29 protein-coding genes are annotated in these 26,560 nt (G+C 49.2%); 15 read left to right on the forward strand and 14 right to left on the reverse strand.

Going from position 1 to position 26,560, the window contains the following annotated elements; translation table 11 throughout:
- Positions 1-108: 108 nt before the first annotated feature.
- The 3 genes from NZM01_10400 to NZM01_10410 form a co-directional block, all read right to left on the reverse strand.
- A complete protein-coding gene (locus NZM01_10400) occupies positions 109-501 on the reverse strand; it encodes a hypothetical protein (GenBank protein ID MCS6960442.1) in 393 nt (130 codons plus the stop codon).
- Between the two features lie 8 nt (positions 502-509).
- The gene (locus tag NZM01_10405) at positions 510-1,133 is read right to left on the reverse strand and encodes a sigma-70 family RNA polymerase sigma factor (GenBank protein ID MCS6960443.1); all 624 of its coding nucleotides are present in this window, start codon (positions 1,131-1,133) and stop codon (positions 510-512) included.
- 109 nt (positions 1,134-1,242) lie between these two features.
- Positions 1,243-1,548 (reverse strand): 2Fe-2S iron-sulfur cluster-binding protein, encoded by a 306-nt coding sequence (locus NZM01_10410; protein MCS6960444.1) that lies wholly within the window; start codon positions 1,546-1,548, stop codon positions 1,243-1,245.
- A 311-nt stretch (positions 1,549-1,859) separates the two neighbouring features.
- On the opposite strand from NZM01_10410, the gene NZM01_10415 reads away from it, so the two are divergent.
- The 8 genes from NZM01_10415 (at position 1,860) to NZM01_10450 (ending at position 9,024) form a co-directional block, all read left to right on the forward strand.
- The gene (locus NZM01_10415) at positions 1,860-2,252 is read left to right on the forward strand and encodes a hypothetical protein (protein MCS6960445.1); all 393 of its coding nucleotides are present in this window, start codon (positions 1,860-1,862) and stop codon (positions 2,250-2,252) included.
- A complete protein-coding gene (locus NZM01_10420; protein MCS6960446.1) occupies positions 2,252-2,695 on the forward strand; it encodes a hypothetical protein in 444 nt (147 codons plus the stop codon). Before NZM01_10415 ends, NZM01_10420 begins: the two co-directional genes overlap by 1 nt.
- Positions 2,696-2,738: 43 nt before the next feature.
- Positions 2,739-3,152: an ATP synthase F1 subunit epsilon gene (gene atpC, locus NZM01_10425; protein MCS6960447.1), complete on the forward strand. Its 414-nt coding sequence runs from the start codon at positions 2,739-2,741 to the stop codon at positions 3,150-3,152.
- 23 nt (positions 3,153-3,175) lie between these two features.
- A complete protein-coding gene (gene trpB, locus NZM01_10430; protein ID MCS6960448.1) occupies positions 3,176-4,378 on the forward strand; it encodes a tryptophan synthase subunit beta in 1,203 nt (400 codons plus the stop codon).
- A 50-nt stretch (positions 4,379-4,428) separates the two neighbouring features.
- Positions 4,429-5,664: a phosphate/phosphite/phosphonate ABC transporter substrate-binding protein gene (locus NZM01_10435; GenBank protein ID MCS6960449.1), complete on the forward strand. Its 1,236-nt coding sequence runs from the start codon at positions 4,429-4,431 to the stop codon at positions 5,662-5,664.
- Between the two features lie 99 nt (positions 5,665-5,763).
- Positions 5,764-6,246 carry a GTP-binding protein gene (locus NZM01_10440; protein ID MCS6960450.1) on the forward strand — a complete coding sequence of 161 codons (483 nt, stop codon included), beginning with the start codon at positions 5,764-5,766 and terminating at the stop codon, positions 6,244-6,246.
- Positions 6,243-8,429: a response regulator gene (locus NZM01_10445; protein MCS6960451.1), complete on the forward strand. Its 2,187-nt coding sequence runs from the start codon at positions 6,243-6,245 to the stop codon at positions 8,427-8,429. The genes NZM01_10440 and NZM01_10445 overlap by 4 nt, the downstream gene beginning before the upstream one ends.
- 25 nt (positions 8,430-8,454) lie before the next feature.
- Positions 8,455-9,024, forward strand: a complete 570-nt coding sequence (locus NZM01_10450) for a phycobiliprotein lyase (protein MCS6960452.1) — start codon at positions 8,455-8,457, stop codon at positions 9,022-9,024.
- 5 nt (positions 9,025-9,029) lie between these two features.
- Here the strand turns inward: NZM01_10450 and NZM01_10455 are convergent, their stop codons facing one another.
- The 8 genes from NZM01_10455 to rpsB all read right to left on the reverse strand — a co-directional run bounded on the left by NZM01_10455 (position 9,030) and on the right by rpsB (position 17,256).
- On the reverse strand, positions 9,030-9,698 hold the full coding sequence (locus NZM01_10455; protein ID MCS6960453.1) for a RibD family protein: 669 nt from the start codon (positions 9,696-9,698) through the stop codon (positions 9,030-9,032).
- The gene (gene rimO / locus NZM01_10460) at positions 9,673-10,992 is read right to left on the reverse strand and encodes a 30S ribosomal protein S12 methylthiotransferase RimO (protein MCS6960454.1); all 1,320 of its coding nucleotides are present in this window, start codon (positions 10,990-10,992) and stop codon (positions 9,673-9,675) included. Before rimO ends, NZM01_10455 begins: the two co-directional genes overlap by 26 nt.
- A gap of 81 nt (positions 10,993-11,073) precedes the next feature.
- Positions 11,074-12,459 (reverse strand): signal recognition particle protein, encoded by a 1,386-nt coding sequence (gene ffh, locus NZM01_10465; GenBank protein MCS6960455.1) that lies wholly within the window; start codon positions 12,457-12,459, stop codon positions 11,074-11,076.
- A gap of 57 nt (positions 12,460-12,516) precedes the next feature.
- The gene (locus NZM01_10470; protein MCS6960456.1) at positions 12,517-13,596 is read right to left on the reverse strand and encodes a metallophosphoesterase; all 1,080 of its coding nucleotides are present in this window, start codon (positions 13,594-13,596) and stop codon (positions 12,517-12,519) included.
- A 54-nt stretch (positions 13,597-13,650) separates the two neighbouring features.
- Positions 13,651-14,835, reverse strand: a complete 1,185-nt coding sequence (locus NZM01_10475; GenBank protein ID MCS6960457.1) for a methyltransferase domain-containing protein — start codon at positions 14,833-14,835, stop codon at positions 13,651-13,653.
- A gap of 12 nt (positions 14,836-14,847) precedes the next feature.
- The gene (locus tag NZM01_10480; protein MCS6960458.1) at positions 14,848-15,444 is read right to left on the reverse strand and encodes a hypothetical protein; all 597 of its coding nucleotides are present in this window, start codon (positions 15,442-15,444) and stop codon (positions 14,848-14,850) included.
- Between the two features lie 12 nt (positions 15,445-15,456).
- Positions 15,457-16,437 carry a translation elongation factor Ts gene (gene tsf / locus NZM01_10485; protein MCS6960459.1) on the reverse strand — a complete coding sequence of 327 codons (981 nt, stop codon included), beginning with the start codon at positions 16,435-16,437 and terminating at the stop codon, positions 15,457-15,459.
- 30 nt (positions 16,438-16,467) lie between these two features.
- Positions 16,468-17,256: a 30S ribosomal protein S2 gene (rpsB, locus tag NZM01_10490; protein MCS6960460.1), complete on the reverse strand. Its 789-nt coding sequence runs from the start codon at positions 17,254-17,256 to the stop codon at positions 16,468-16,470.
- A 170-nt stretch (positions 17,257-17,426) separates the two neighbouring features.
- Here rpsB and NZM01_10495 point away from each other — a divergent pair, with 170 nt between their 5' ends.
- Complete coding sequence (locus NZM01_10495; protein ID MCS6960461.1) at positions 17,427-17,822, forward strand: DUF4359 domain-containing protein; 396 nt, start codon at positions 17,427-17,429, stop codon at positions 17,820-17,822.
- Here the strand turns inward: NZM01_10495 and NZM01_10500 are convergent.
- Positions 17,800-18,765, reverse strand: coding sequence for a hypothetical protein (locus tag NZM01_10500; GenBank protein MCS6960462.1), 966 nt, complete (start codon positions 18,763-18,765; stop codon positions 17,800-17,802). The genes NZM01_10495 and NZM01_10500 overlap by 23 nt on opposite strands.
- Before the next feature lie 38 nt (positions 18,766-18,803).
- On the opposite strand from NZM01_10500, the gene NZM01_10505 reads away from it, so the two are divergent.
- Genes NZM01_10505 through NZM01_10525 form a run of 5 tightly spaced genes read left to right on the forward strand, consistent with a single transcriptional unit; the run spans position 18,804 to position 22,526 of the window.
- Entirely contained in the window at positions 18,804-19,010 is a 207-nt protein-coding gene (locus NZM01_10505) for an NAD(P)H-quinone oxidoreductase subunit L (GenBank protein MCS6960463.1), read from the forward strand.
- Complete coding sequence (locus NZM01_10510; protein MCS6960464.1) at positions 19,010-19,303, forward strand: DUF3007 family protein; 294 nt, start codon at positions 19,010-19,012, stop codon at positions 19,301-19,303. Before NZM01_10505 ends, NZM01_10510 begins: the two co-directional genes overlap by 1 nt.
- Entirely contained in the window at positions 19,300-20,667 is a 1,368-nt protein-coding gene (locus NZM01_10515) for a hypothetical protein (protein MCS6960465.1), read from the forward strand. The genes NZM01_10510 and NZM01_10515 overlap by 4 nt, the downstream gene beginning before the upstream one ends.
- Before the next feature lie 37 nt (positions 20,668-20,704).
- Positions 20,705-21,598 (forward strand): Hsp33 family molecular chaperone HslO, encoded by an 894-nt coding sequence (gene hslO / locus NZM01_10520; protein ID MCS6960466.1) that lies wholly within the window; start codon positions 20,705-20,707, stop codon positions 21,596-21,598.
- Between the two features lie 13 nt (positions 21,599-21,611).
- Complete coding sequence (locus NZM01_10525; GenBank protein MCS6960467.1) at positions 21,612-22,526, forward strand: histone deacetylase; 915 nt, start codon at positions 21,612-21,614, stop codon at positions 22,524-22,526.
- On the opposite strand, the gene NZM01_10530 is transcribed toward NZM01_10525, so the two are convergent.
- Positions 22,506-25,115, reverse strand: a complete 2,610-nt coding sequence (locus NZM01_10530; GenBank protein ID MCS6960468.1) for a chloride channel protein — start codon at positions 25,113-25,115, stop codon at positions 22,506-22,508. The genes NZM01_10525 and NZM01_10530 overlap by 21 nt on opposite strands.
- Positions 25,116-25,199: 84 nt before the next feature.
- Between NZM01_10530 and NZM01_10535 the strand changes: the two genes are divergently transcribed.
- The gene (locus NZM01_10535) at positions 25,200-25,628 is read left to right on the forward strand and encodes a GNAT family N-acetyltransferase (protein ID MCS6960469.1); all 429 of its coding nucleotides are present in this window, start codon (positions 25,200-25,202) and stop codon (positions 25,626-25,628) included.
- On the opposite strand, the gene cobA is transcribed toward NZM01_10535, so the two are convergent.
- Entirely contained in the window at positions 25,597-26,349 is a 753-nt protein-coding gene (gene cobA / locus NZM01_10540; protein MCS6960470.1) for a uroporphyrinogen-III C-methyltransferase, read from the reverse strand. The genes NZM01_10535 and cobA overlap by 32 nt on opposite strands.
- Between the last annotated feature and the right edge of the window lie 211 nt (positions 26,350-26,560).

The raw sequence follows: 26,560 nt of genomic DNA on the forward strand, positions 1-26,560 counted from the left end.
AGAAAAAGTGTACCATTGTAAGCATAGATGTAGCCATTTATAATAATCTACAGTTATTAAAACAAATACCAACCCTACACTATTTTTGATAGCCCAAACTACTACATTTCAATCCTGCAGTAATTCCTTAGGCATGGGTAACAAAGGCTGTTCCAAGGCTAAAATTAAGGGTTCTTCCTGTGCTTGCTGCCAACTATAGCGTTGCGACACAAATACTCCTCCCCCTGCCAACAGACACATACCTAGCACAGCTAAAGTCCTAGTCAACCAGCGCTGTTGCTGTCGCCTTTGAATATATTCCCAAGTAGCACTGACGGATGTAGCAGAAATAGTATTGTTAACAGGTACCCGCCACATTTGTTGAAGTCTCAATTGCTGTCGATAGCACGAAGCCATTTGGGGATCAGAACGCAACCATTCTTCTACTTGCGCTCTTTCTTGGGGAGATACCTCACCATCCAAATAACTGCTGAGTAGGGCAAACTTTTCGGGGTCAATCATAGACGCTCCTACGCTCCCAAATAGGATTTTAACAGAGACTGCAACTTCAGGCGGGCACGGGCAATGCGGGATTTTACTGTACCGATCGATACACCCGTAATTTGGGCGATTTCTTCGTAGGATAGACCCTCTACCTCCCGTAAGGTAATTGTCTCGCGAAAGGCACGGGGCAGGGTAGCGATCGCTCTTTGCAATTCCTCATAAAATTCCTGGCGGGACAGATGATCAACAGGGCTGAGGTCATCACTGGGTAAATCCCACTCTAAATCGCCATCTCCCACAGGTAAGGGGGCATCCAAAGAAATAGAGGGTTGCTGGCGCTTGCGTTTGCGCAATTCGTCATAGAATAAATTGGTAGTGATGCGGCTAATCCAACCGACAAACTTTTCTGGCTCCTGCAGACGCTTAATATTGCGGTAAACCCTGAGCCAAACTTCCTGGGCTAAATCTGCCCGATCGTTCCAATCCGGGGCTAGTTTATACAACAACTGGTCAACGTGGTGCTGGTAGCGGCGCATCAGACGGGTAAAATCGTCTTTATTGGGAGCGACACCCTGTTGACACAAACGGACTAAATCGGTGCTGGAAGGCTGGGGTTCAGACACGGCAGACCACGATAGGCTGTAGGTCATCACTATCGCACCCTTGGTAGAGAACTACAAGACAAGACGGCTAAATCGAGTTGCAGTTCCCCGCAAAAAACCCCCTGTAGCCAGGGGGCAAAAGTTAAGACCTAAATCACTAGTAGAGAGCTTCCTCTTGGTGTGTGAGAATTTCTAGGTCAGAGCGGGGGTAAGCTACACAGGTCAGCACGTAACCATTTTCAATTTGTTCATCATCCAGGAAGGACTGATCCCCTTGGTCAACTTCGCCCCCGTTGGTGATTTTGCCAGCGCAGGAAGAGCAAGCCCCCGCACGGCAGGAGTAGGGCAGGTCCAGACCTTGGGCTTCCGCTACATCCAGGATGTATTCATCTTCGGGGACATCGAGGGTGACATCCAAGCCTTGGTCAGGGTTGTATAAACGTACTTTATAGGTTTTCGCCATAGAACTATTTCCTCTCCATAGATCAAATAGAGTATGCAATTGCATCATAGCGCTCCCTACTGCAAAATCAATCACTCCCATTAGAAAAAGTTTTCTCTCCTCCCCAAAGCAGATAAATTATGCCTATTGGCGTAAGATCGTCTCCCAGAAAGACTTTCAGCTCTGAAGACCTATGAGTATAACTTCCTAAGATATTAGTTTTTATAAGTTTTACTTATGATATTATTTGGCTTCATAGGTGGGATAGCTTTCATAAGAAATTTGTATTGTCAAAGCCCCACTATACTAGAGGTAACTAGGGAGGTTAGTTTATGAACAAGGTCTGGGGTTTAGTGATTTTGGCAGCGATCGGTGTAGGTCTGCCGGGGCGTAGTCAAGACCGCCTGAGTGAGTGCCTGGCGATTGCCAATGTGTTTCAGGAGGCGGGGCGGGGCTATGAGATGTCTCCGAATATTGGGGAAGCGATCAAATTGACCGATCGGTTAATTGTGGGGATGAAAAAGCTGAACCTAACTGATGCCAAGTTAAAGTCTTTACAGGGGCGCTATATTAGCTACTTTAACAGTTCCAATGAGCTATTAAAAAAGGGACAACGGGCACAGAACGACGAAGCTGCTCTCAATGCCTTGATGGATGCTGCCCGTGCTAGCAGTCTGATGGGGCAAAGATTGGGGCAAGAATTAGCAGAATATTGTTTGCAGTAATGGATTTTCTTACTTTAGAGGAGGTACAGCAAATCGATCAGTGCGCCCTCAGTGGGCGAGAGAAATTCCTTACTCGCTTGGCGGTAATGGCATGGCATCTACTAGAGCACATTAGTGAAACCCGCTCCCAGTCGATCGCTGATTTACAGGTGGGGGACATCATTGAGTGGTTTATCACTGCCCAAGATTTGCCCTGGCAGGGGGAAGACCTCGATTTTCCTGACACTAGGCAGGATGAAGTGAGCGCCACCAACTTGCCTTCCTATCAAAAATTCCTCTGTCGCTTGGTGATCCAGGCACGGCTAGTGTTACTCACAATTGCCCAGGAGTTAAACACCCAACCTGAAGCATTGACCCTTGCCCAGATACTGAGTTGGATTGAGCAAGAATGTGCCCAGAGGCGAGCGAGAGGAGAAGAGCCAGCTTTTTTAGCCGTTCAGTGACAAACCAAGCTATGATCTCCTTGATGCAAAGCTAAAGCCGCCTATGACATTGATGGTTCGTGTACTTGCCCCCGATCGGGTGATTCTTGACCAAGCTGCGGAAGAACTGGTGCTCCCCAGTACCACGGGGCAATTAGGGATTTTGACTGACCATGCTCCCCTGATGACTGCTTTGGACTACGGTGTACTGCGCTATCGGGTGCAGAATCACTGGTCAGCAATCGCTGTATTGGGAGGATTTGCCGAGATTGAGGAAAACGAAGTGACTGTTTTGGTCAACGAAGCCGAGATGGGAGATACGATCGACCCAGAGCAGGCACAAAAGGAATTCACGGAAGCAGAAGCCCACTATCAGCAAGTTGCCAATGGTAACCCTGACCCTTTGGTGAAAATGCAAGCGGAGCGGGCGCTCAAGCGCGCTAGGGCTAGACTGCAAGCCACAACTAAATTAGAATAGAACTATTGTCTTTCCCTCTACCTATGACAGCTGGTATTGTTTCCCGTCCCGATCGGCTGGGGCGGTTTGGTATCTTTGGCGGCAAGTATGTCCCTGAAACCCTGATGAGTGCCCTGGAGGAACTGGAACAGGCGGCGCAGCAATACCAGCAAGACCCTGAATTTTTAGCAGAACTCGATCGTTATCTGCGGGAGTATGTGGGGCGACCTACCCCCCTCTATTTTGCCCAGCGGCTAACAGAGCACTATGGCTCCGCTCAGATTTACCTCAAACGGGAAGACCTCAACCACACTGGTGCCCACAAGATCAACAATGCCCTAGGACAAGTGTTGCTAGCTCTGCGGATGGGGAAAAAGCGGATTATCGCGGAAACTGGGGCAGGACAGCATGGGGTAGCTACTGCCACGGTCTGTGCTAGGTTTGGCTTGGAGTGTGTAATCTACATGGGAGTGGAGGACATGGCGCGGCAAGAATTAAACGTCTTTCGCATGCGCCTATTGGGAGCAGAAGTCCGACCTGTGAGTGCAGGCACCGGCACGCTGAAAGATGCCACCTCCGAAGCAATTAGAGATTGGGTGACCAATGTAGAAACTACCCATTACATTTTGGGATCGGTAGCAGGGCCCCATCCCTACCCCATGATTGTGCGGGATTTCCAAGCAGTGATTGGCAGAGAAACAAGGCAACAATGCCTAGAGAGGTGGGGCGGCTTACCGGATGTACTGTTGGCTTGTGTAGGGGGCGGCTCCAACGCCATGGGGCTGTTCCATGAATTTGTCGAGGAACCCGCTGTGCGATTGATTGGCATTGAAGCAGCAGGGGAAGGCATAGACACCGATCGGCATGCTGCTACTCTCACCAAGGGCAAAATTGGTGTACTCCATGGGGCAATGAGTTACCTATTACAGGATGAGGAAGGACAGGTACAGGAAGCACATTCCATCAGTGCGGGGTTAGATTATCCAGGGGTGGGACCAGAACATAGCTACCTCAAAGACAGTGGCAGAGCCGAGTATTACAGTGTGACTGACCAAGAAGCCCTAGCTGCCTTTCAATTAGTAGCCCGTTTAGAAGGGATAATTCCTGCCCTGGAAACCGCCCATGCCTTTGCCTACCTGGAAAAACTCTGTCCCCAACTAACACCTGCCCACCGCATAGTTATCAACTGCTCAGGTAGAGGAGATAAGGACGTACAGACTGCTATAAAGTATATCCAGGGGGGGTGAAGCAAGCATTACTCCTAAATCTACTACTGGTAGTCAAGGGAGTTACAGATATGAAACACGGGCGAGAAAGTGTCGATCGGAAAGAGACCATAATTTTCCTGCTATCTGCTTTTATTTCTTTGCTGATTGGGGGGGTGATAGCCCTCTTTTTTTGGCGACCAGCTGCACAGCGTTTTGCTAACCCAACTAAACCCCAGAGTTCACCAGTGGCTAATCCTGCTGGCGAAAAGCAAGTTGTGAGTCTAGGCGTGCTAGATGCTCCCAAGAAATATCAACCACTAGCGGATTACTTACGGGACTACCTCAGAGCAAAAAACAACAAGAACTATGAGGTAGTTGTTAACGGATACGATGGTATACCTTACCAAGAAGCAAAAGCTAAGATAGCCCAAAAAGAGTGGGATATTGTTTTTACCTACTCCCCCATGCTGTCAATGGCGGCTAAAGACAATGGTTATGAATATAGTGGGTTGCGGATGTTTCCCGATCGGGAACCCTATTATTCCTCAGCCATATTTGTGCGGCGAGATAGTCCCATTAATTCCCTAGCAGACCTCAATGCTTCTACTAAAATTGCTCTGGGGGATTTTAACTCTGCTTCTAGTTTTTACATGCCTGTTTACGACCTATATGGCAAAACCGTGACTGTAACCCACGGGCATCGGGGCGCTAGCATTAGGGAAATGGTACTAAAAGGATTAGTGGCAGCGGGGGCAGGTGCTTACGAGCGCATTAAAGATGATCCCAGATACAAATTAATTCACATTAGTCGTAAGATACCAGGTCCGTCTGTGTATTTGTCACCCCAATTATCGCCAACAAAAAGGCAGCAAATCAAAGAAGCATTGGTCTCAGCTCCTGCAAACATTAAATCCGAGGCAGAGTTTGGGGAAAGTCCAGAGGTTGATTACACCGAGTTCCGTAAAATTACCCAACGGGTGGAGGCAGTGTTAGGTTGTGCTGATTTCACCAAACCCGTAGTCAAGCGCTTTTGTGGTGGAACAGCTACTGCGCCTGTAACTTCATCTAGCTTTATCCAAGGCAAAATAGAGGGATTTTCCGTCGTTAATGCTCAGCAAATTGCGTTTAACCTCATAACTCCAGAGAAGCGTTATCGCCTAATTATCGATCGACAATTGCTTACCCAAGCGGGCTTTCCCCCACCCCTAGGTTGGCAAGGGAAAAATGTAACCATTTATGACACAAAACCAAACCAGCAAGGGGAGTTAATTGGAACTAGTCCCCAAAAGATTGCTTTGTTGGGGGGGCGGGGCGGAAGCGAGTAAATTTTTTGCAAAGACTCTAGGCAAAAGAGGGAACAAAATCTATGATTAACCCTACGGTGTATGCTAAACTCCTAGTTTCTGTCATTTGTCTAGGGCAAAATGAGTGTATTGACCCAAAAAATATGCCTGGTCGGAGATTTTGCAGTAGGGAAAACTAGCCTTATTCGCCGCTTTGTCGATCGTTCTTTTTCCGATCAGTATTTAACCACAGTGGGGGTAAAAATTTCTCGTAAATTAGTCAACCTGGAGTCGGGTTTAGCCATTCAGTTGGTGATTTGGGACTTGGAAGGAAGTACAAAATTCAAGGCAGTCAGTTCTACTTATTTGCAAGGAGCAGCAGGCGCAATTATTGTTGCTGATGCCACCAGACCAGACACAATCGATCACATTGATGACCATTGCCGCCAATTTTACAGTATCAATCCTGACAAACCGATCGTTATTGCTCTCAACAAATACGACTTAGTGAGTGACCAGCTCCCTAATGTGTCCCAGGCACACATGACTTCGGCGAAAACAGGTTATGGTGTAGATGAGTTATTTTATAAACTAAGCCAGAAAATTTTAGGGGGAATGCCATGAACATTCTGTTCAAAAAGCTGCTAGCCCCGCGCCAGCTAGAATATTTGTCCATCGATAGGAGTTTTAGAATTAAAGAATTTTCCAGTGGCTTGCAGAGATTTGCTGAACCTACCACGAGACTTGCTTTCAATATAGATGCTCGTCATTCCTTTCCTGAGTTAGTGGGGTTAGAGAGCGTGCTCATTAGTTTGTTACTCCAGGACTTTCCCCATTTTGAAATGAAAGGCATCAGGCGCGAGGAAATTTTCTTTGATGTTCTATTTATCTCTGATCCAGATAATGAAACAATCTTGCTCGTGTTTGAAGATGTGACAGAAAGAATGAAATTAGAACAGGAGTTAGTCCAGCGGGCAAATGAAACTCTGCTGTTAATGGAGGCTGTATCTAATAGCAAGAAATACCTGGAACAAGTTATCGATGGCATTGCCGATATAATCCTAGTAACTACAGAAGCAGGAATAGTTAAGCTATCCAATAAAGCGGCGCGGGAAATTTGGGGTAATAACATAGTTGGGCAAAGTATATCCAATTTAACCAAAGGTCAGATCCAAGTTGCGGGGGACAACTCCGAAGTGACAATCAATAATACAGTGATTGCTTTCTCCCGTGCCCGTATTCCCATTAGCAACAATAGTTATGAGTTAATTTTTTGTGGCAGAAACATTACAGAAGTTAGGGAGATGACTGCTGCCCTAGAAAAGGCAAGAGCAGAAGCAATCAGGAGTTCCCAAGCTAAAAGTGTATTCCTTGCCAATATGACCCATGAAATTCGCACACCAATGAATTCTGTATTAGGGATGGCGGAATTGCTGTTAGATACTAATCTGACCCCTGAACAGGAAGAACTGATTGAGGGTATTCAAATTAGCGGGGAAATTCTCCTTGCCTTGATTAACGATATTTTAGACTTTTCCAAACTAGAAGCAGGGGAAGTTAAATTAGACCTAGTTAACTTTGAGCTACGCCCTACTGTAGAAGAGGTTATAGCAATGTTAGCTCCTTCAGCCCACCGCAAAGGTTTAGAAATTAATGCTTGGATTGATCACCGTTTAGAGATGCAATTACGGGGTGACACCAGAAAGTTTAAGCAAATTCTAATCAATCTAGTCAATAATGCGATCAAATTTACTGAGAGAGGGGAAATTAATCTGAGGGTAGAACTACAGGAGCAAACTCCTGAGTTAGTAACTATTAACACAAAAGTATCTGACACAGGTATAGGGATTCCTGTGGAATTTCGCGACCGCCTATTTCAACCTTTTTTCCAGCGGGATGTTAACTATAGTGGTACAGGATTGGGTCTATCAATTTCCCATCGCCTTGCCCGTTTGTTGGGGGGAAACTTGAGCTTATTAGAGTCTTCTGAGCAGGGTACTACTTTCTGTTTACAAGTGCCATTTACTATTGCCGAAGTTATTGCACTTCCTCCCGTAGATTATCACTGTATTTTACTCACACCCCTGACAAACACGGTACAAGCAGTAGTAGAGTTGGGCTTGGTTTGTGGAGTCAGATTTAAGGTCATTGCCAGTCTCAGTGAATTAACTAGTGATCCGGTAGATGCAATATTCATTGATAGCCTACTGACAGATGTTACTGCTGCTAGTGTAAAACAAGTTAACTCAGCGCCATTAGTATTGTTAGTGTCTGCCCATCAAATCGATCAGGGAAAAAACTATTTACAACAGGGCTTCGATTATTTTATCACTAAGCCTTTGCGGGGTGCCAGATTGAAACAGCTGCTACAGAAAATTACTAAGCAAGCTACCAAATCAGTTCCTACTATCCAAACTGCGTCCCCTACTCCTCAAACCCTCAAAATTTTACTAGCGGAGGATAACCCTGCCAATCAGTTGGTGGCGCGCAAATTACTGGAGAAACTGGGCTATAAAATTGATGTTGTCAGTAGTGGTGTAGAGGCAGTGGCTATGTGGTCTAACTATGACTTGATTTTTATGGATTGCCAGATGCCTGGTTTGGATGGCTACAATGCTACTAGACAAATTCGCCAACAGGAAACTAAGCGGAAAACCATCATTGTGGCTATGACAGCCAATGCTAATGAAGAGGACCGCCAATATTGCCTGGAATGTGGCATGGATGAATACCTGACAAAGCCAATTTCTACGGAACAACTGCGCAGCATCCTCCAATGGGCAGAACAGCAACTTGGATTAAAATAAAGGAGTTTGGTGACTAAGATTGATTATGGATGTAATGGAATTTTTCCAACGCAGTAGTGGCAGATGGCTGTCGCGGCGTACTACTCATCACCTGGCGTTTCAACGCTCGGAAACGGGGGAATCCTACATTGAAATTACAGCCCTTGCTGCTGACCATCCCCAAATTATTAGTACCTGTGAACTCCATGAAGTTGACCCGCAACTGGCGATCGGGGGGGCTTATGTCACTTGGAATGGTTCGATGGCTTGGGATAAAGAAGGGGAAAAACATGAGGGTTCCACTTTGTTTGCTCTGATTCCAGACCCCGCGGCTCCCCAACGGGGTAAGCTTTTGCGCGATCGGGGTTATGCGGAGACGGTGCCTGTGGCGGGTAGTTACCATATGGACAATGATTGTGAATTGGTATTGATTACGGAATATCCCTCTATGCACACGATCGAGCGCTTCTGGTTTACGGAACCTAATGTGCGGTTACGGACTAGTACCGTGCAATGGTTGGGGGGGATTACAACTGCTACTTTCTGTACAGAAACGCGATTAGATACAACTGTTCCGACTACTAGCTACGTGAAATTACCTGCCTTCTTTGGCTAGGGCTGTCATGGGGATTCTCCCCATTTGATCCTGTAGCGTAGATAGATTTCGTTGTTGATCTGTTTAACTGAGCAGCATTCTAACTTAATCCCCCTAACCAAACCCCCTTGTAAGATGGTAGGGCTGTTATCTCCACTCAAAACAGGAGCTAGGGTTAAGAACAGTTCTTCTCCTATATCTGCTGATAAAAGCAGATAGTTAAGTGTAGCTCCCCCCTCTACTAATAAGGTTTTAATTCCATAGCTCTGCCATAAAATAAATAACATCTCGGTTAGGCAGTTAACTTGGTGTATCTGGGCAGGTATTCCTGCCAGGTTTGTAGCTCTGGTCATGGTAAAAATTAGACGCTCCGATCGTTGGTTGTGCCACAGGGGATGCTCCAGAGGCAGCATACCTGATCTCGTCCAGATGACAGCTATAGGCGATCGGTGAGCTAGGTCATTGGGTAATCGCAAAGCAATGGGGTCAGACCGAATTGTGCCCCCACCCCACACTACCGCATCAACAGCAGCGCGCAACTGTGCCATGACCCGCCGATCGGTAGCACTGGAAAATTTTACTCCCCCTCTGCCATCAACGGAGGCAATCATATTAAAAATGACATAGGGTCTTATCCTGTTTGCCTGGGGAAAGACTAACTCTAGCTGACTATACACATCTGCCGTAGAGGTCATAGACATCACAACCTGTAATCTCTACCTGGCAGAATTCCCCTATCTGACAGCGTTCCCCGTTCTCAATGTAAACAACACCATCAACATCAGGGGCAAACCTAGCAGAACGACCTATTGCCTTTTTGGTTTCGTAATGTTGCTCTTCCACCAACACTTGGACAACTTTACCAACTTCTTTTTGATTCTGTGCTAAGGAAATTGGCTGTTGCCTCAGCATTAGTTCTGCTTTTCTTGCTTGCTTAACTGCTTCAGGTACTTGATCAGGTAAAGTAAAGGCTGGTGTTCCTTCCTCTGGGGAAAAAGTGAAAACGCCTACGTGATCAAACTGGTGTCTTGCTACAAAGTCTAATAGATGTTGGAAATGTGCTTCTGTCTCTCCTGGAAAACCAACGATAAAAGTTGTACGCAGCACTGCTTCTGGTAAGGCAGCTTTAATCTGGTCGATGATCCGATCGTTGACTCTGCCCTGCCAAGGACGATTCATTGCCCGCAAGACTTCGGGATGGGAATGCTGCAAAGGTAAATCTAAATAGGGTAAAACGTTAGGTGTATCTTTGATTGCCTGCAACACTTTGGGTGTTAACCCTGTGGGATAGGCGTAGTGCATCCGTATCCAGGGTACATCTACTTCCCCCAGGGCAACTAATAGTTCTGCTAGGCGGGGTTGTCCATACAAGTCGATACCATAGTTGGTCGTAATTTGGGAAACCAAGACGATTTCCTGTACCCCTTCTGCTGCTAGTTGGTGACATTCTTGCACAATTGACTCGATCGGGCGCGATCGTTGATTTCCGCGCAGATGGGGAATGATACAGAAAGCACAGCGATAGTCACACCCTTCCGCAATGCGGACATAGGCTACCGCACTGTGAGTGGTGCGATAACGGGGCACAGTTTCATCGGCAATATAGGTCAACTCTGCTGTCACAGCATTGACCCGCTCTCCTGCTTCTGCCCTTTGGATCACTTCCACAATTTTGTGATAATCGCCTGTGCCCACTAAAGCCACCGCTTCGGGAATTTCTGCTAACAGTTCCTGTTGAAAATGCTGCGCCAGGCACCCCGCAATCACCACCCGTTTGCCACATTCCGCTAACTCTAAAATGGTCCGTACTGACTCCCGTCTTGCTTCGGCAATGAAACTACAGGTGTTGACAATCACGTAGTCTGCCAGTTGTTCATCATCTGCTACACGAAACCCCGCCTGCACTAATAAACCGAGCATGTGCTCTGTGTCAACACGGTTTTTGTCGCAACCAAGATGAGCAATGGCGATCGTGGGAGTAACTTCCATGGCAACAGTACAAGAATGGCACCTACGTATTATAGCTATGCCAAACCTTGGTAGTATTAAGCTTGGCTGTCGGGGATGTATTTACAGTTCACCAAAACCTTTACGCTTTTTCTTTTTCTTGCCGTAATTGGGAGCGGGGGCAGCAGGTCGGGGTGGTGCCATGCCTAACATTTGATTCCGTCCCATGTTCTGCATGAGGGTACGCATTTTCTGAAAATCTGCCACTAACTTGGTGACATCCTGCATTTGATAGCCTGAACCTTTGGCAATACGCTGTTTGCGGCTGGGACTGCGGGCAATGAGGTCGGGATTACGCCGCTCTTCGGGAGTCATAGAGGCAATCATAGCTTCTGCCCGTTTCAGATTCTGTTCTGCTTCCTGGAGTTGGGCTTCGTTGACTTTCATCCCGGGAATCATTTTGAGAATACTGCCAAATGACCCCATATTCTTAATCATGCGCGTATTCTTCAGGAAGTCCTCAAAGTCAAATTGGGCACTGAGGATTTTCTCCTGCATCTTGGCGGCATCTTCTAGGTTGACCTGCTCCTGCATCTTTTCCACCAGGGTCAGGACATCTCCCATACGCAATATCCGCGATGCCATCCGATCGGGGTGGAAGGGTTCTAAGGCTTCTACTTTTTCCCCCGTGCCAATGAACTTGATGGGTTGACCAGATACATAGCGAATGGAGAGGGCTGCTCCCCCTCTAGTGTCACCGTCTAATTTGGTGAGAATGGCACCAGTGATACCTACCTGTTCATGGAAGGTGCGGGTGAGATTGGCGGCTTCTTGCCCCGTCATGGCATCTACCACGAGGAGCACTTCCGTCGGCTGTACCGCATCCCGTATGCGGATTAATTCTGCCATCATGGCTTCGTCAATTTGTAAGCGCCCCGCTGTGTCGATGATGACTGTATCAATGCCCTGTTCTTTTGCCTGAGCTACCCCTTGCTGGGCAATCTCGACGGGATCAACTGCCGTCCCCAAACTAAAAACCGGCACCTCAATCTGTTTCCCCAGGGTGATCAACTGCTCGATCGCTGCTGGACGATAGACATCCGCCGCTACCAGAAGAGCCGATCGGTTAATTTTGCGCAAATGCAACGCCAACTTAGCACTGGCTGTGGTTTTCCCTGTCCCCTGTAATCCTGCCATCAGTACCACAGTGGGTGGGGGGTCTGCCTGGGCGAGGGGAACGTTTTCTGAACCCATCAATGCCACCAGCTCATCGTAGACAACTTTGATGAATTGCTGTTCCGGCGTAACGCCCATGACCACATCTGTTCCCAGGGCACGCTGGCTCACCTTGGCGACAAATTCTTTGGCTACCTGTAGGTTGACATCCGCTTCCAACAGTGCCCGCCGCACTTCCCTAATCGCAGGCTGAATGTTGCTCTCCGTAATCCGATCGTGACCCCTTAGTTTCCGCCACGCCTGTTCAAATTTCTCTGTTATTTCATCAAACATCGATCGCTTCTAGGGTTGCCCATTACTCTCTCCCTCAGCATTCTAACCGATCGCCTCTTAACTAAGGTGCAGGGTGCATTCGTTGTCAGCGGGTGGGCGGTCGCTTAAACCTTCGACGAAGTCTTTGAGGGGAGAGGGGAACTGGGGAAAGGAAAAGTGAGCATCGCCGTTGGCAATATCAGCCCATAGATAGCGCAGGTGGGGCAGAAATTTGTCAATGTCTGCTTCTGACAAGTTTAGCTGGGCTTGTACTAGTAACTTTCTAAGAAAAACACCCGATCGTTCCCCCATCCACTCCCGGGAATACTGTTGCAGGTCGGGGCAGCCTGGTACGGATTGGACGCGGAAGGATTGAATATGCAGTTGTCCCTGTTTAGGGTCATCCTGGAATTCGTAGGTGAGGTGGCGGTAGGGATGGGGAAAGCTGACTGTGGAGCCCGTGGTGATGTCGTAGAAGTCATACTGCTCACTATAAGCCACATCCTGCACATGGAGATGGCCCGTAAATGCCACTTTCACCCCGTGCCGCTGGAGGAGGGAGAGCAGTTCTGCCCCATTAGCCAACATGTAGCGTTTACCTAGGTGGCTGTTTTCCTGTCCTGGTAGGTGAGGCACAAGGTTGTGGTGAATCATCACCCAGATCAGGTCTTGGGGGTGGGCTGCCAGTTCCTCTGTGAGCCATTGCAGTTGGTCAGTGGTCAGAGTACCTAATTGTTCTCCATCGGGGGCAAAGCAGTTGGAGTTCAAGCCGATCAGCCGAATACCAGGCGCGATCGTGGCACTGTAACAAAGGGGAGACTGTCCCTCTCGGTAACCAAACCCTCTGTAGAAGTAGCTGAATTGGGCAAGGGCTTGGGGAGTGGGTACATCGTGATTACCAGGGATGAGGTAGGCAGGTACAGGCAGTTGCCGCAACCGATCAGCTAACCACTGATGATTTTCCGCTTCTCCATGTTGGGTGAGGTCACCAGGCAGGAGCAAAAAATCAATTCCCAAGTCCAGCAGGTGAGCCAGGGCAATCTCAAAGGCAGGAATACTCCACTCCAACAAATGAAAGCGGCTGGGATGGTGCCAAAGGGTGTGGGGTAGAGTGATATGGGGGTCAGAGATAATACCAAAGCGCACCTGGTTGGTCATGGGACTGAAGCACCGCCACGGGTTTGCTAGCTTTACGATAGCATGGAACCGCTGTTAGTTTGCCTGGAACAAAATCAAGCGCTTCTGGAATAACGATCGGGCTATTTGCAAATCTAGGGAGGGGTGCTGGGCAAGAATCTCTTGGGTGGTTAGTTCCTGATTTGCCTGTTGCATAAACAGAAATTCCGCTGGGCTGAGATTTATCACTTCATAATCAGGATTGAATAAACTAGTGCTCTCCCAACCAGTGAGGCAGGGATGTCTCAGGGGTTTAGCTGCTAATAAAACTTCGTCCCGATCGATAGCAAACCTGGGCAAGGGTGGCTTGTACAGGAAAAATTCATAGTGGGCGATGTCGGTGTCTAGTAATTCTAGGAGGCGGTACTGGGTACGTTGGGGCAACGCCTGGGCTTGGGCGAGTAACTCGGGATTTTTGCCTAGTAAGCGCTCTAGTTGCCACACCTTGGGATTAGAAAACCCCGCAAATTCTAAACCCGATCGGTCAATTAATCCAAACAAAGAATAAATATTAAATCTGATTTCGTGCGGGTGCAAATACATATCCGCAAAACATTCATCCTTGGTGTTTTCCAAAAACCAACGAGTCTTTTCCCTTTGGAGTAGGCGATTATTTTCTGGTAGGGCGGCAAAAATTGCTCTTCCTAGTTTTACCCCCGCTGCAATGTCCCCTTTGTCGGGCAAGAGAATTTGGATTGCTTCCTGCATCAGGCTGATTTCCCATCTGCCAATTTCCGCATACAAAAACAGATGTAGTAATCCCCCTGGCTTTAATTTCTTGGCTAGCTCAGCTAAGCCCCGATCGGGATCAGCTAGGTGGTGCAATACCCCCACGCAATTAATTAACTCAAACTCCCCTGGTATCTGGGCTAAATCATAGATACTGCACTGGTGGAACTGGATGCGATCGGTTTCTCCCACAGTTTTGGCAATTCTTTGTTTAGCTACTGCTAGTGTTCCTGCACTAATATCAATCGCCACAATTTCGGCTGCGGGATTTTGGTGGGCTAAATATTCCGTACTGACACCACTGCCACACCCAGCATCCAGAATTCTAACTTTGTCAGTAGGGGGAATTTGACCGTTAGTACAGAAAGCGTAGGCAGCTTGCCAGCTCCAGCGCCAGTTATGCCCAGGGGGTGGTTCATCGATCACGGGGTCAGGGGGAAAAGGATAAGCATCATACAAAGCTGCCACTGCCCGCGTCACTTCATCCGTCATTGCCTACCCTCCCTACAAACTCTCTGTCCACGTCGATCGCCAAGCCTCCTCTGCCTCTAACACCAATTTAGCTTGCCGTTTTTCCTCTAGCTGCCCCTGCAGTCGTTCCCGTTGTGCTACTAACACCCGTAGTTCCCCCCGCTGGGACATGACATAGCGATCGGTAAACTCAATCTCCGCTAAACGCAGGATCACTCTGGGGGTATTTTCCGTAAGGGGTGGCAAAACCTGGAATTGCTGCAACAGAGCATTCACCCTGTGGGCATGTTCTTCTAGGCAGGTGTTCAGCAACCGATCGATTTCCTCTGCCCCTTTGTGCACTACCTCCCCAGCCAGAATCTCTCTTAGAGCCGACCCCAAAGTATCAGCAATCGCCACCACCCCCGACTGCAACGACTGCCGATCGGAAGGAGCTAACTGCAGAAATTGGGCGGGATACACATGGGTGCAGATGTTAAAAGCAGCGAGGATGAGCTGTTTGCGCGCCACCTGTGCCAGTACCTGGGCATACTCCCCATAGAGAACCTGAATGCGATGCTCTAAAGCAGCAATGGCTGAGGTGAGATCACGGATTTCCTGCTCCAACCGATCGGTTTTGCCCTGGGACATTAGGCAAGACAACTACTTCTTCTTTTTCTTGCTGCTGGATTTTGCCTTGGGTTTCTCCTCTGGCTCAGGTGCTTTAGCTGTTTCCTCTGCTATTACATCTCCAGCTTGAGGAGAGACTGCTTCCGTGGACACAGGAGCCTCTTCTGTCACTACGTCAGCAGGTTGAGGAGAGACTGTTTCCGTAGGTGCAGGAGCCTCTTCTACCACGGGAGTTTGTTCCGTTACCACATCAGTAGGCTGAGCAGAGACTGTTTCCGTAGGTGCGGAAGCTTCTTCTACCACCCCGTCGCTGGGTTGAGCTGAGAGTGTTTCCGTAGCAGGAGGAGCTGTTGCCACTGCTGCAGGCTTGCTAGCTTCTGGTTGAGTCGCGCTTGGGACAATTTCACCAGGGATTTCCTCACCCACGGCATAGCGTACAAACCGCCGCACGCGGATATTTTCTTTCAAAACCGCGATCGTTTGTTTGATCAATTCATCAACAGTAATCGTCTGGTCTTTGATGTAGGGCTGATCCAGCAGGCTCATTTCCTTAAGGCGCTTTTCAATCCGTCCTTGGACGATCTTTTCCCGTACAGCAGGGGGCTTGTTGGCAATGTCATCCTTGGCAGACTCGATCGCTCTTTCCTTTTCCACCACCTCAGGGGGAATGTGTGCCACACTGACATATTCCACACCAGGGCAAGCAGCAATTTGTTTAGCGATGTTATCTGCCAGCTCCTTGAACTCCTCCCGTTTGGCGACAAAATCCGTTTCGCAGTTGAGTTCTAGCAATACACCTACCTGGCTACCGAAGTGAATATAGCTGTGGACAATGCCTTGGGCGGTAGTGCGATCGGCTTTTTCCCCGGCCTTGGTGATGCCCCGCTTGCGCAACCACTCGATCGCTTTTTGCATGTCCCCATCGCTTTCCTCCAAGGCTCTTTTGCAGTCCTTGATGCCCGCCTGCGTCCGACTACGCAACTCACTAACTAACTGGGGTGAAATTTCAGCCATGACCTTATTCCCTACAATCGCTCTCCATTGTTACATATCGTCATCTTCTGCACCAATATCTAGGTCGGATAAATCCACTTCCTCCCCTTCCACTGTGCCTTCGTAGGGTGTGCCCTCCGCATCATAATCGATCGTTTGCCCCTGCTTGCCTTCGATAATCGCATCGGCTAGTTTGCCAATAATTAGTTTGACCGCGCGAATGGCATCATCGTTACTGGGAATGGGCACATCGACCAAATCGGGGTCGCAGTTAGTATCCAGCATTGCCACAATGGGAATTTGTAGGCGTTGACACTCCTGGACAGCGTTGTACTCCCGCTTCTGGTCAACAATCACCACGATGTCAGGGAGCTTGCGCATGGTTTTGATCCCACTGAGGTATTTGCGTAGGCGCTCTAGTTCTGCCCGCAGGCGGGATGCTTCTTTTTTAGGCAGCCGAGACAGGGCCCCAGTTTCCTCCCGGCGTTCTAGCTCCTTGAGGCGGTCAATTCTGGTGCGGATGGTAGCCCAGTTGGTGAGCATACCCCCCAGCCAGCGTTGGTTGACGTAATAGCTGTTGCAACGTCTAGCCTCTTCCTCGATGATCCCTGCTGCTTGGCGCTTCGTACCCACAAATAGGGTTTTCTTGCCCTGCTCCGTCATACGCCGCATGTAGTTGTAAGCCTCCTCCAGGCACTGAGCAGTCTGCACTAAGTCAATAATGTGGACACCGTTGCGCTCAGTAAAAATGTAAGGCTCCATTTTAGGATTCCAGCGGCGGGTTTGATGCCCAAAGTGAACTCCTGCCTCTAACAGTTCGTTGAGGGTAATAATTGCCATATTCGCTCCTTGTGTTCGGGTTTGACCTGGCATCTGGGCGTGACAAGCACCCGAATCCCCAGATGTGTGAATTGAAAAAACTCTATTAATTTAGCACAAATGGCAGAAATTGGGGAGCTTTTGCAGGGGCTGTGGGGGGGATATAATCGTGGAGGGGGGTAGGGAGAGCAATGATGAAGGGGCTAAGTTGGGTAAAGTGGGCGCAGTTTGGGGGGATTGGTCTAGGGTTTCTGATAATTCTTCTGGCAGTGACTAATCCTTCGCGGGAAGCCTATTTAGAATATGCCACTTTTAAGTTGGCTGACGATGTGAAAGAGGAAATTTGTGGCGCAAAAGACCTAAAGAATTTGTTGGGGGAAGTGGCTAATTTAATAGCAGGTATTTGTCGCACAGGGGTGGATGTCCAACGGGAGAAAATTCGCGATTTTATTAGTAATGCTTCCCGTCGCCGCAATTTAGTAATTTTTAGTATCTACCGCACGGATGTCCTCGATCGGCGTTATACCACTATTGCTATTTTGGGCAATTTTCACACTTCCGTTGCTAAAACAACCAGCCGAAATTAGCAGGATGGGGTTCTTGACTGCGGAGATACATTTCACAGTCTCTGATGGGGTAAATCATTCTGTCCCAACGGGTATCGGGGAGAGCGAGGGGGCGGGTTTCATCTAGGAGCCAACGACTAATTTGATCAGGGGTTGCCTGACAAGTAGGAGAAATTTCTATGCGTACTAGACCAAAATGTATGTCGTCCCCACTGCCTTCCCGTAAACGTAAGTACCAACTACAAACCGATCGGGGGGGGGAATTCTGATCAAATAAGATCAGCAGGCAGAAGGTGCTAGAACGTTCCCCCGCCTTGAGGTTTTGGATGATTTGTTGTTCCTGCCAGCTGAAGAATTGGGTGTTGTGGGTTTTGATGATGCCAATGACCCGATCGTGACTTGCTATTGCCCCTGTAGCCCTAATTGAACCATCTATAACTAACCAGCCTGGACAGTTCTGTTGCATCCAGGTGGCGGCGAGTTGGGTTTCTAGTTGTTGTCGATCGCTGCTGATTTTGTCCCTCGCTATTTTGGTCAGGTCGGGGGGAACTACTGTTGTTTCTCCTAGGGTATCAATGATGGGAATTTCTTTTAGGGCTTGGCTTTCAGAGCAGAGACGGGTGGGTAGGTAGAGGGCTTCTTGCTGGCGGTGTTGCCAGGTGGAGAGGACACGATCGGTTCTGGCTCTGATTACTGCCGCTGTATAGCCGTAATAGACAGGTACACCTTCTACATAGTAGAGCAACCAACTGCGCTGAATGCCATCGAGGAAGTGGGTAAAGGGGCTAGGTTCTGGCTCACCCACCGGAATGGCTCTGAAAGGGTGCTCCAGTAGTTCCGCGTCTCCCTGCTTGGGGTTGTCGGCAAAGCCCTGTTGTTCTTCGTACTGGCGAGGGCGGAGGAATTGGCGTGCACGATCGGTTTGTCTGAGGTAGCGCTGCAGGCGGCTGAGCAGTAGTGACATTTTTTGCTACATTAGAAAAGAACAGTCGGTAGAAACAGATGGAAGTTCTTCTTACTTATATCATCCTAGGTGGGGCGTATTTGCTAGTTATTCCTTTGCTATTGATGTTTTACTTCCAGGCGCGCTGGTTTAAGACCGGTTCTTGGGAAAGAGTCTTTATTTGTTTTGTAGCTTTCTTCTTTTTCCCTGGGTTGTTATTAATTTCTCCCTTTTTGAATTTTCGTCCTGAGGTGCGGAAACTGTAATGCGACGGATTGATGCGTTGCTCCTTGCCTTTGCCTTTTTCCTGTTTGGGGGGATGAGTTACATGGTCTTGCGCATTATCGGTCTCCCAGGGGAAACGGCGGGCATCTGGAGTCAGGTAATTGTCTTGCTGGGATTGCTGGGTTGGTTGTCTACCTATTTATTTCGCGTGGCAACGGGTAATATGACACTCCACCAACAGATGGAACGCTACAAAACCGCTCTGTTGCGCCAGCGTCTGGCGGAAATGACCCCTGAAGAACTAGCTGAGTTGGAGACCTCCTCTGAGGATTGATTCCCCTAGCGCCTCTGTTTCATCCCCGTGTTCTCCAGGAGCATTGCCTTAAGTTTGCCTACCCCCAGGATTTGACCGATCGGTTTGGTCTGTTTTGGGGGCAGCTGGTGGCAGCCCAGGCAAGTGATAATCCCCTGGACAAATGGCAGGCAATTCATGATTTGTTTTGCGGGGTTTTGGGCTACCGATCTCCCTTTGCTGAGGGTGACTCCTGGGAACTAGATTTAACCGATCGGATTTTTTGGGGCTATTTCAGCCCTAGCATTTATCAGCCCCAGGGTGAGATTTTAGTTAGTAGTGCCCCTGTGCCCCTCATTTTCCCTGCTAGTATCGATTGGTTGATTGTTACTGACCTCAATTCTATTGCCCTTTACTATCGGGAATATGGGATAGTCTTTAGCCAGGTTTTTCAGTTTGCCCAACTCCACGATCGGGAGCAATTGGAGCGTTTCTATGCCCTATTCTGCCGCCGCAATTTGTTAGGTAATCCCAGCCAGCCCCGTCAAGCTAAAGTCTATCAACTCTTGGAACTAACAGAGGCAACGGAAGAGGAATTGGGGCAAAATTTCTATCGTTACTGCACCCAACTCTACCACAATTTAACGAAAGATATGCACCATCGCCTGGCGCAACTGGGCGTCCTCACACCTCAACTAGACCAACAAATCACCCGTCTCCTCCTCCACCGTCTTTTGATCGTGCAAGCTTTTACCGATCGGGGTCTGCTTCCCCCCCGCCTCCTCCAGGATGCCTATAACTTTATTAACCCCTACGTCCATCAACCAGTATGGGTAAATTTTCGCGCTGTTTTTCGCTGGCTAGACCAAGGGAATAGACAACAAAATATCTCTCCCTTGGGTATTAAGTTTTTCCAGTTTAATGAAATACTCGATAGATTAATTCACATCGGGGATGAACTGTGCCGTCAAATGAAAGAAGTTGGACAATTTAATCTGCAACAGGATGTTCATCCCGTGCTACTGATCTTTATTTTGCAACGTATATACCATCACAAAAAGCTGACTCTCAAACGGTGGCGCAGTCACAAATTGTGGCAGCAAGCAACCAACACTTGGAATCGCCTGCTAAACCAACTACAAAACCGATCGGTGACTGAAATGCAGCAAGTTAAATTCTATGCCCCCCATCCCAGTATAGGTGTGTCTTTAGCAGTGGTGTTTGTCCTACTGCAAACCCTCTACGGCAATGCCTCTCCCCCTACAATTGTTCAACAACTCCGCAGTGACGACCCAGAATTGCCCTCCCTCTTCTTCTCCCTTGCCTTTGGTCAAAACTTACTCCCTAGCAACTCTATCCCAGGAGAGAGGGAAGATCAGCATTTAGTTTATCTGGACTGCGGCTAACATGAGCTATATTGGAGTCCTGGGGAGGAGGGGAAGCATGGCGGATGAGATGATTCGGGTGACAGCAGCCAACGGTGGCATCAGAGCGGTGGGAATCACAGGCAAGGGTTTTGTGGAAGAAGCCAGGAAACGACACAATCTCTCGGCAGTGGGCAGTGCGGCTTTGGGGCAGGCAATGATTGCTACTTTACTCCTGGCATCTGGGATGAAAACTCCCCAAGCACGAGTCAGCTTGCAAATTATGGGGGACGGTCCTTTGGGCAAAGTTTTTGCTGATGCAGGGGCAGATGGGACAGTGCGTGGCTTCGTCAAAAATCCCCAGGTGGAAATTCCCCTCAACGACAACAACGGTTTGGATGTGGGACAAGCGATCGGGCACAACGGCTTTCTCTGTGTGATTCGGGATGAAGGAATCGGCATTCCCTACACTAGTACGGTGGAGTTAGCTTCGGGGGAGGTAGGGCAGGCAGTAGCTCACTATCTTTACACTTCAGAGCAAACCCCCTCGGTAGTTCTAGTGGGAGTCCATGTCAACAGTGAAGGGATTGAGGCAGCGGGAGGAGCACTCTTGCAACTCATGCCCCAGGAAGCAGAGAATGATACCCTCATTGATTTACTGGAAGAGCGAGTGCGGAATTTCCATGGTTTTTCGCGGCTATTGCGGTCTGGCAGTTCCCCTGCCCAGATTCTGGTAAACATGTTGGATGGGTTGCACCCGGAAGTTTTGCCTGAGGTAACACCCTTGCGCTTTGCCTGTCCCTGTTCTCTCGATCGGGTTCTTAGTGCCTTGCGCATGCTCAGTATTTCCGAGCTACGGGAGATGATGGAGAAAGACGGTGGGGCAGAGGTAGTTTGTCAGTTCTGTGGCAAGGTTTACCACATCGATCGGTTTGACTTAGGCAAGATTATTATGAACATGGAGGCAAGGTAGGGGCAGGTGCATCATGTTTGCCATTGTTTATTCAGAAGAGTTCCTCCAACACAACACAGGGCGTTTTCATCCAGAAAATGGGGGCAGGTTGACAGCGATCCGTCAGTATTTATTGCAGCAGGACTGGTCTAATCAGTTGTTGTGGTTGACTCCCAGCGATCGGGATGTACTGCCGTTTATTCTACAGGTGCACAGCCGTGATTATGTTTTAGCGGTAGAGGCAATGTGTGAGAAAGGGGGGGGGTACCTAGACCACGATACCCCTGTTTCCAGAGACAGTTTTCGGGTGGCTTGTCGGGCGGTGGGGGCTTGGTTAGATGGAGTCGATCGGGTTTTAGCTACTAACCAACCAGTCTTTTGTCTCTGTCGTCCCCCAGGACATCATGCAAGGCGCACAACGGGGATGGGTTTCTGTGTGTTTGCTAATGCCGCCATTGCAGCTTTCTACGCTTTGCAGTTTGTCGATCGGGTGTGCATCCTAGACTGGGACGTACATCATGGCAACGGCACCCAGGAAATTGTCTGGGACGAACCCAAAATTCGCTTTATTTCTAGCCACCAATCTTTCTTCTATCCAGGCACAGGTTTTGCCGAGGAAAGGGGTAACCACAACAACATCTTCAATTTCCCGATTCGTGCTGGTACCTCTGGCAAGGCTTTCCTGGAAGTCTTCCGTCAGGAAATTCTTCCCCTCATGCAAGAGTTCCAACCTCATATTCTCATTGTCAGTGCAGGATTTGATGCCAATGCCGATGACCCCCTCGGTGGCTTGAAATTTTTGCCCGAAGACTACGGTGAAATGACTAGGTGTTGTTTGCAGGTGACTCCCAGAATTGTCTTTGGGTTGGAGGGGGGCTATGACTACGACAGCCTGTCCCGATCGGTGGCTTCTGTCATCTACAGTTGTTTAGGTGTTAGCAGCCCGTAGGAGAATGACCGTACAGGGACTACCCCTAGCAATAGTTTCGGGGATGTTGCCTTGCACCACTTGTCTGAGAAACCCTTCCCTGCTAGCGCCTAGGACGATCGTGTCAATTTCTAGTTGACGGGCACAGTCAATAATACTTTCCGCAACTGCAGGGGAGATAATCTTGTTGGTATGGACAGGGCAATGGGTTCTGGCTCGGAGGAAGTCAGCGTCAGCGTGCATCAACTTGTCATCTGTAATGTCCTGTTCCCGGCGGAAAACTTGACAGAGTTCAATGTGGGGGGCATTGCCCAATTTGACCAAACCTGGTAGAAACTCTTGAATTGCTACTTGGGCGTTGGGACCACCTGCCACAGGCACTAACCAGCGATTCCACTCCCCCACTGGCTTGGACTCCTTATCCAACCGCACCACTAACACATGGCAGGGAGCTTGGCGAATCAAGGTATCCACGACATCCCCAAATACTCGCCCCGGGGTAAAATCCTGCCCCCGCCAACCCAACAAAATTACACCGATGCGGTCTTCCCTGGTGACATCCAAAACTGCTTGTACGACATCATGAGCTGTGCGAATCTGGGTGTGCAAATCTATGCCCCATTGTTTTGCCCATTTCTGACAATCCCGCAACAACCGCCGCGCTTTGCCAATAGTTACAGGAGTTTCCATGGGGGCACGGGCACGATGGACAGTAATGACATGGAGACATTCGATTTCGTAATCCTGCACTTGGGCGATCGATCGGGCAATGTGCATCAGGGTCGCTACTGTCTTGGGGTTGTTGACCAGGACGAGGATTTTGCGCCGACCGAGGGAAGGAGCACGGGTTTGATAGATGCAGTAGGAAGGCTGGCGGTAATGTAGTACCTGCCCGCTCAATTTCTCCGACTCTGCCCGAATGATGTCACTGCGGGTGATGATGCCCACTAACTCTCGCCCTAGGGTCACAGGCAGGCGACTGATTTGATAGTGATTCAGTAAGTACAGCACTTCACGCAAAGAGGCTTGGGGAGGGACAGTCAGGGGATCAGGGGTCATCACCTCCCGGAGGGGGGTGTGGGGGGGTAAGTTTTTCCCCTGGGCAATAGCTAGGTCGGTCTCGGTGACAATCCCTACTAATTTGCCTTGACTGAGGACAGGGAAGCCACGATGGTGGGAGTTAGTAAAAGCAACGATCGTTTCTTCTAGGGTCATACTACTATCCAAGGTTTCCACCGCCTGCACCATTACGTCCCCCGCTGTCAGGTTAGCTAGGATGGATTCTTCCTTGTCCGCTTTGCTAGTGAGGTCAATGCCATTTGCCCGCAGAATGTGGTCGTAGATGGAGTTGGGATAGACCTTCTCCGCCGTGAAGTAGGCAACTACCGACACAATCATCAGGGGTAGGACAATTTCAAAGTTCCCCACCAGTTCAAAGATGATGATCACCGCGGAAATGGGTGTACGGGCCACACCACAGAAAAAGCCCCCACCCCCCACCAAAGCAAAGGTCTTGACATGATGCACCAAATGCCACCAGTTGGCGATATGTCCCACCAATAATCCCAAGCCACTACCAATAATCACACTGGGAGCAGTCAATCCTCCTGGGGAACCAGAGCCAAAGGCAATAAGAGTTAAACTGGTGTGGACAGCTATAGCCAAAGCAGTTAGGGAAATGTCAGTCTCGCCAGCACTAACTAGAGACTTCAAGCCCGCATGGTCACGGAAAGTGGGTGGTAGTGCCGCAATAATTGCTCCGCAGATAAAGCCCGCCACTGCTATCCTCGCTGGCACAGGTAGGTTAACTCCCCGCCGAAATACCTTGCTGCTGAGCATTAACGCGCGGTTGAATAGTGCCCCTCCCATCCCCGTCAAAACACCAACCACCACATACAGGGGTATCTCATTGGCGTAGAAATGAATTCCTTCAGCATAGCGACTAGCAGGTGTACCATTTAGGGAAAGCTCTTCTCCCCCCAGATAGCGAGAAATCAAAGCCCCAATGAAGGCTGCCAGTACACCTGTACCCAGGGAAAAGCTAGATGCGTCCTGCAACAGAGCTTCCACCACAAACAGTACCCCAGTAATAGGGGTATTAAAGGCTGCTGCTAACCCTGCACTTGCCCCCGCCGCAATCAATTGCCGCCGATACTCAGGAGAAGTAGGAAACCATTGACTTAACTGTGCTGCCAGTGCCGCCCCTACCTGAATCGTGGGGCCTTCTCGCCCCAGAACAATCCCCGACCCGATCGATATAACTGCTGCCAACAACTTGCCCAGGGCTATGCGCAAGTCCAACACTAAGGGCACACGGGCTAACACAGCTTTCACCTGGGGTACACCACTACCATAGGCTTCCGGGGCTACCCATTGGATGATTACCCCTGCCAGCAATCCACCCAGAGCACCCCCGATCGGTAGCACGTACTCCGGTAAACCCATCCCTGCCAAGCGCACACGCCAGCCCCCCAACCAGCCAACTCCTGTCTTAATGACAATGGCTGCTATCCCTGCCACAATCCCAATCACCACTGCTTCTAGGAGAGCAAACCGCTTGGGCAAAAACAGACGGCGAATTTGACTGGGAATTTCCGAATGGTAGGACATGGCAAGTTTTAGTTCGCTGTAGCCGCTGTAGCAATTTTTCCCTTCTTTTAACTGTATGATGAAGCGGTATCCTCCTGTGCGCCTATGGTCTCAACTTTTACTCCTGCGGAAGTCCTATTTCTAGAAGGTGCAGACAAAGTTGATCTGTTGCAATTGCAAGCCCTATTCGATCGCTCGGCTTTTTGGGCGCGGGGAAGGACAATAGAAGATTTGGCTACTGCCTTGGGCAACTCGGAACCTGTGATTACGCTCTGGCACGGGGAGAAATTAATTGGGCATGGACGGGCGACTTCCGATGGAGTGTATCGGGCAACTATTTGGGATGTGGTAATTGCCCCTGAATTTCGGGGTACAGGCTTGGGGCGGAAACTAGTGGAAAAAATTCTCGCCCACCCCAAAGTCCACCGTGTTGAGCGGGTCTACTTGATGACCACCTACCAGCAAGAATTCTATCTACGCCTGGGCTTCCAGTACAACCAAACTACCACGATGGTGCGTTACCAAGCCCCCTGAGTTCCGGGGCTAGTGCCACAACTTTGCCAATAACCACGATCGCAGGGGGTTCCAACTTTGCTCCCATATCCAACACCGTACCGAGAGTGCAGTAAAAGTTGACTTGTTCGGGCAATGTTCCTTGTTGAAGGACTGCTACGGGGGTTTGGGGAGATAGTCCTGCTTCTAGGAGCGTGGGCACAATCGTGGGCAAATTGTGTAAACCCATGTAAATCACGATCGTTTCTGACCCCTGGGCGATCGCTTGCCAATTCACAGAGGGACGGTATTTCCCTGCCGCTTCGTGCCCCGTGACAAAAGTGACACTAGAACTAAACTCCCGATGGGTAATGGGAATACCCGCATAGGCTGGTACAGCAATCCCCGCTGTGATCCCTGGCACTACCTCTACGGCAATCCCTGCCCTAAGCAAATCCGCCATCTCCTCTCCCCCCCTGCCAAACACGAAGGGATCGCCTCCCTTCAAGCGCACGATCCTGTCATGACTGTCTGCTAGCTTAATTAACAGAGCCGTTGTTTCTTCCTGTAGCAGCGTGTGCCTGCCCCTCCGTTTGCCCACAAAATAGCGATCGGCTTGGGGGTTAATCAGCGCCAAAACACCCTCACTCACCAAGGCATCATAGACCACCACATCACAGCTCTCTAGGAGACGCTTACCTTTTAGCGTAATTAACTCAGGGTCGCCCGGACCAGCTCCCACTAAGTAGACCTTTCCTTTCACATCTCTTCCTTGGGACTAGGTAGAATATTCTAGCCTTACTAGTCGGTATGCTGTACTAATAGAGAACATCTAGGAGTTTTGGCGGTCAATGTTACTTTAGCGCTTTTTAACGGGAAAGAGCAGGTGACTTGTGTTAAATGCTGAACTTTGTGTCCCGATCGATTGGAAGCTGGTTCCCACAGCCTGATAGGTTTAGCGCCACAGCAACATA

Source organism: Pseudanabaenaceae cyanobacterium SKYG29 (assembly GCA_025055675.1).
GTDB lineage: Bacteria > Cyanobacteriota > Cyanobacteriia > Pseudanabaenales > Pseudanabaenaceae > M5B4.

What these genes read in the sequence shown, in the direction of transcription:
- NZM01_10415 (MCS6960445.1), top strand. Translation starts at nt 1,860, where the DNA reads ATGAACAAGGTCTGGGGTTTAGTGATTTTGGCAGCGATCGGTGTAGGT.
- NZM01_10500 (MCS6960462.1), bottom strand. Translation starts at nt 18,765, where the DNA reads ATGTCACTACTGCTCAGCCGCCTGCAGCGCTACCTCAGACAAACCGAT.
- rimO (MCS6960454.1), bottom strand. Translation starts at nt 10,992, where the DNA reads ATGGAAGTTACTCCCACGATCGCCATTGCTCATCTTGGTTGCGACAAA.
- NZM01_10480 (MCS6960458.1), bottom strand. Translation starts at nt 15,444, where the DNA reads ATGTCCCAGGGCAAAACCGATCGGTTGGAGCAGGAAATCCGTGATCTC.
- NZM01_10440 (MCS6960450.1), top strand. Translation starts at nt 5,764, where the DNA reads ATGAGTGTATTGACCCAAAAAATATGCCTGGTCGGAGATTTTGCAGTA.
- hslO (MCS6960466.1), top strand. Translation starts at nt 20,705, where the DNA reads ATGGCGGATGAGATGATTCGGGTGACAGCAGCCAACGGTGGCATCAGA.
- NZM01_10455 (MCS6960453.1), bottom strand. Translation starts at nt 9,698, where the DNA reads ATGACCTCTACGGCAGATGTGTATAGTCAGCTAGAGTTAGTCTTTCCC.
- NZM01_10470 (MCS6960456.1), bottom strand. Translation starts at nt 13,596, where the DNA reads ATGACCAACCAGGTGCGCTTTGGTATTATCTCTGACCCCCATATCACT.
- NZM01_10505 (MCS6960463.1), top strand. Translation starts at nt 18,804, where the DNA reads ATGGAAGTTCTTCTTACTTATATCATCCTAGGTGGGGCGTATTTGCTA.
- NZM01_10530 (MCS6960468.1), bottom strand. Translation starts at nt 25,115, where the DNA reads ATGTCCTACCATTCGGAAATTCCCAGTCAAATTCGCCGTCTGTTTTTG.
- NZM01_10435 (MCS6960449.1), top strand. Translation starts at nt 4,429, where the DNA reads ATGAAACACGGGCGAGAAAGTGTCGATCGGAAAGAGACCATAATTTTC.
- ffh (MCS6960455.1), bottom strand. Translation starts at nt 12,459, where the DNA reads ATGTTTGATGAAATAACAGAGAAATTTGAACAGGCGTGGCGGAAACTA.
- NZM01_10510 (MCS6960464.1), top strand. Translation starts at nt 19,010, where the DNA reads ATGCGACGGATTGATGCGTTGCTCCTTGCCTTTGCCTTTTTCCTGTTT.
- NZM01_10445 (MCS6960451.1), top strand. Translation starts at nt 6,243, where the DNA reads ATGAACATTCTGTTCAAAAAGCTGCTAGCCCCGCGCCAGCTAGAATAT.
- NZM01_10535 (MCS6960469.1), top strand. Translation starts at nt 25,200, where the DNA reads ATGGTCTCAACTTTTACTCCTGCGGAAGTCCTATTTCTAGAAGGTGCA.
- NZM01_10400 (MCS6960442.1), bottom strand. Translation starts at nt 501, where the DNA reads ATGATTGACCCCGAAAAGTTTGCCCTACTCAGCAGTTATTTGGATGGT.
- trpB (MCS6960448.1), top strand. Translation starts at nt 3,176, where the DNA reads ATGACAGCTGGTATTGTTTCCCGTCCCGATCGGCTGGGGCGGTTTGGT.
- atpC (MCS6960447.1), top strand. Translation starts at nt 2,739, where the DNA reads ATGACATTGATGGTTCGTGTACTTGCCCCCGATCGGGTGATTCTTGAC.
- tsf (MCS6960459.1), bottom strand. Translation starts at nt 16,437, where the DNA reads ATGGCTGAAATTTCACCCCAGTTAGTTAGTGAGTTGCGTAGTCGGACG.
- NZM01_10450 (MCS6960452.1), top strand. Translation starts at nt 8,455, where the DNA reads ATGGATGTAATGGAATTTTTCCAACGCAGTAGTGGCAGATGGCTGTCG.
- NZM01_10410 (MCS6960444.1), bottom strand. Translation starts at nt 1,548, where the DNA reads ATGGCGAAAACCTATAAAGTACGTTTATACAACCCTGACCAAGGCTTG.
- NZM01_10420 (MCS6960446.1), top strand. Translation starts at nt 2,252, where the DNA reads ATGGATTTTCTTACTTTAGAGGAGGTACAGCAAATCGATCAGTGCGCC.
- NZM01_10475 (MCS6960457.1), bottom strand. Translation starts at nt 14,835, where the DNA reads ATGACGGATGAAGTGACGCGGGCAGTGGCAGCTTTGTATGATGCTTAT.
- NZM01_10405 (MCS6960443.1), bottom strand. Translation starts at nt 1,133, where the DNA reads ATGACCTACAGCCTATCGTGGTCTGCCGTGTCTGAACCCCAGCCTTCC.
- rpsB (MCS6960460.1), bottom strand. Translation starts at nt 17,256, where the DNA reads ATGGCAATTATTACCCTCAACGAACTGTTAGAGGCAGGAGTTCACTTT.
- NZM01_10495 (MCS6960461.1), top strand. Translation starts at nt 17,427, where the DNA reads ATGATGAAGGGGCTAAGTTGGGTAAAGTGGGCGCAGTTTGGGGGGATT.
- NZM01_10525 (MCS6960467.1), top strand. Translation starts at nt 21,612, where the DNA reads ATGTTTGCCATTGTTTATTCAGAAGAGTTCCTCCAACACAACACAGGG.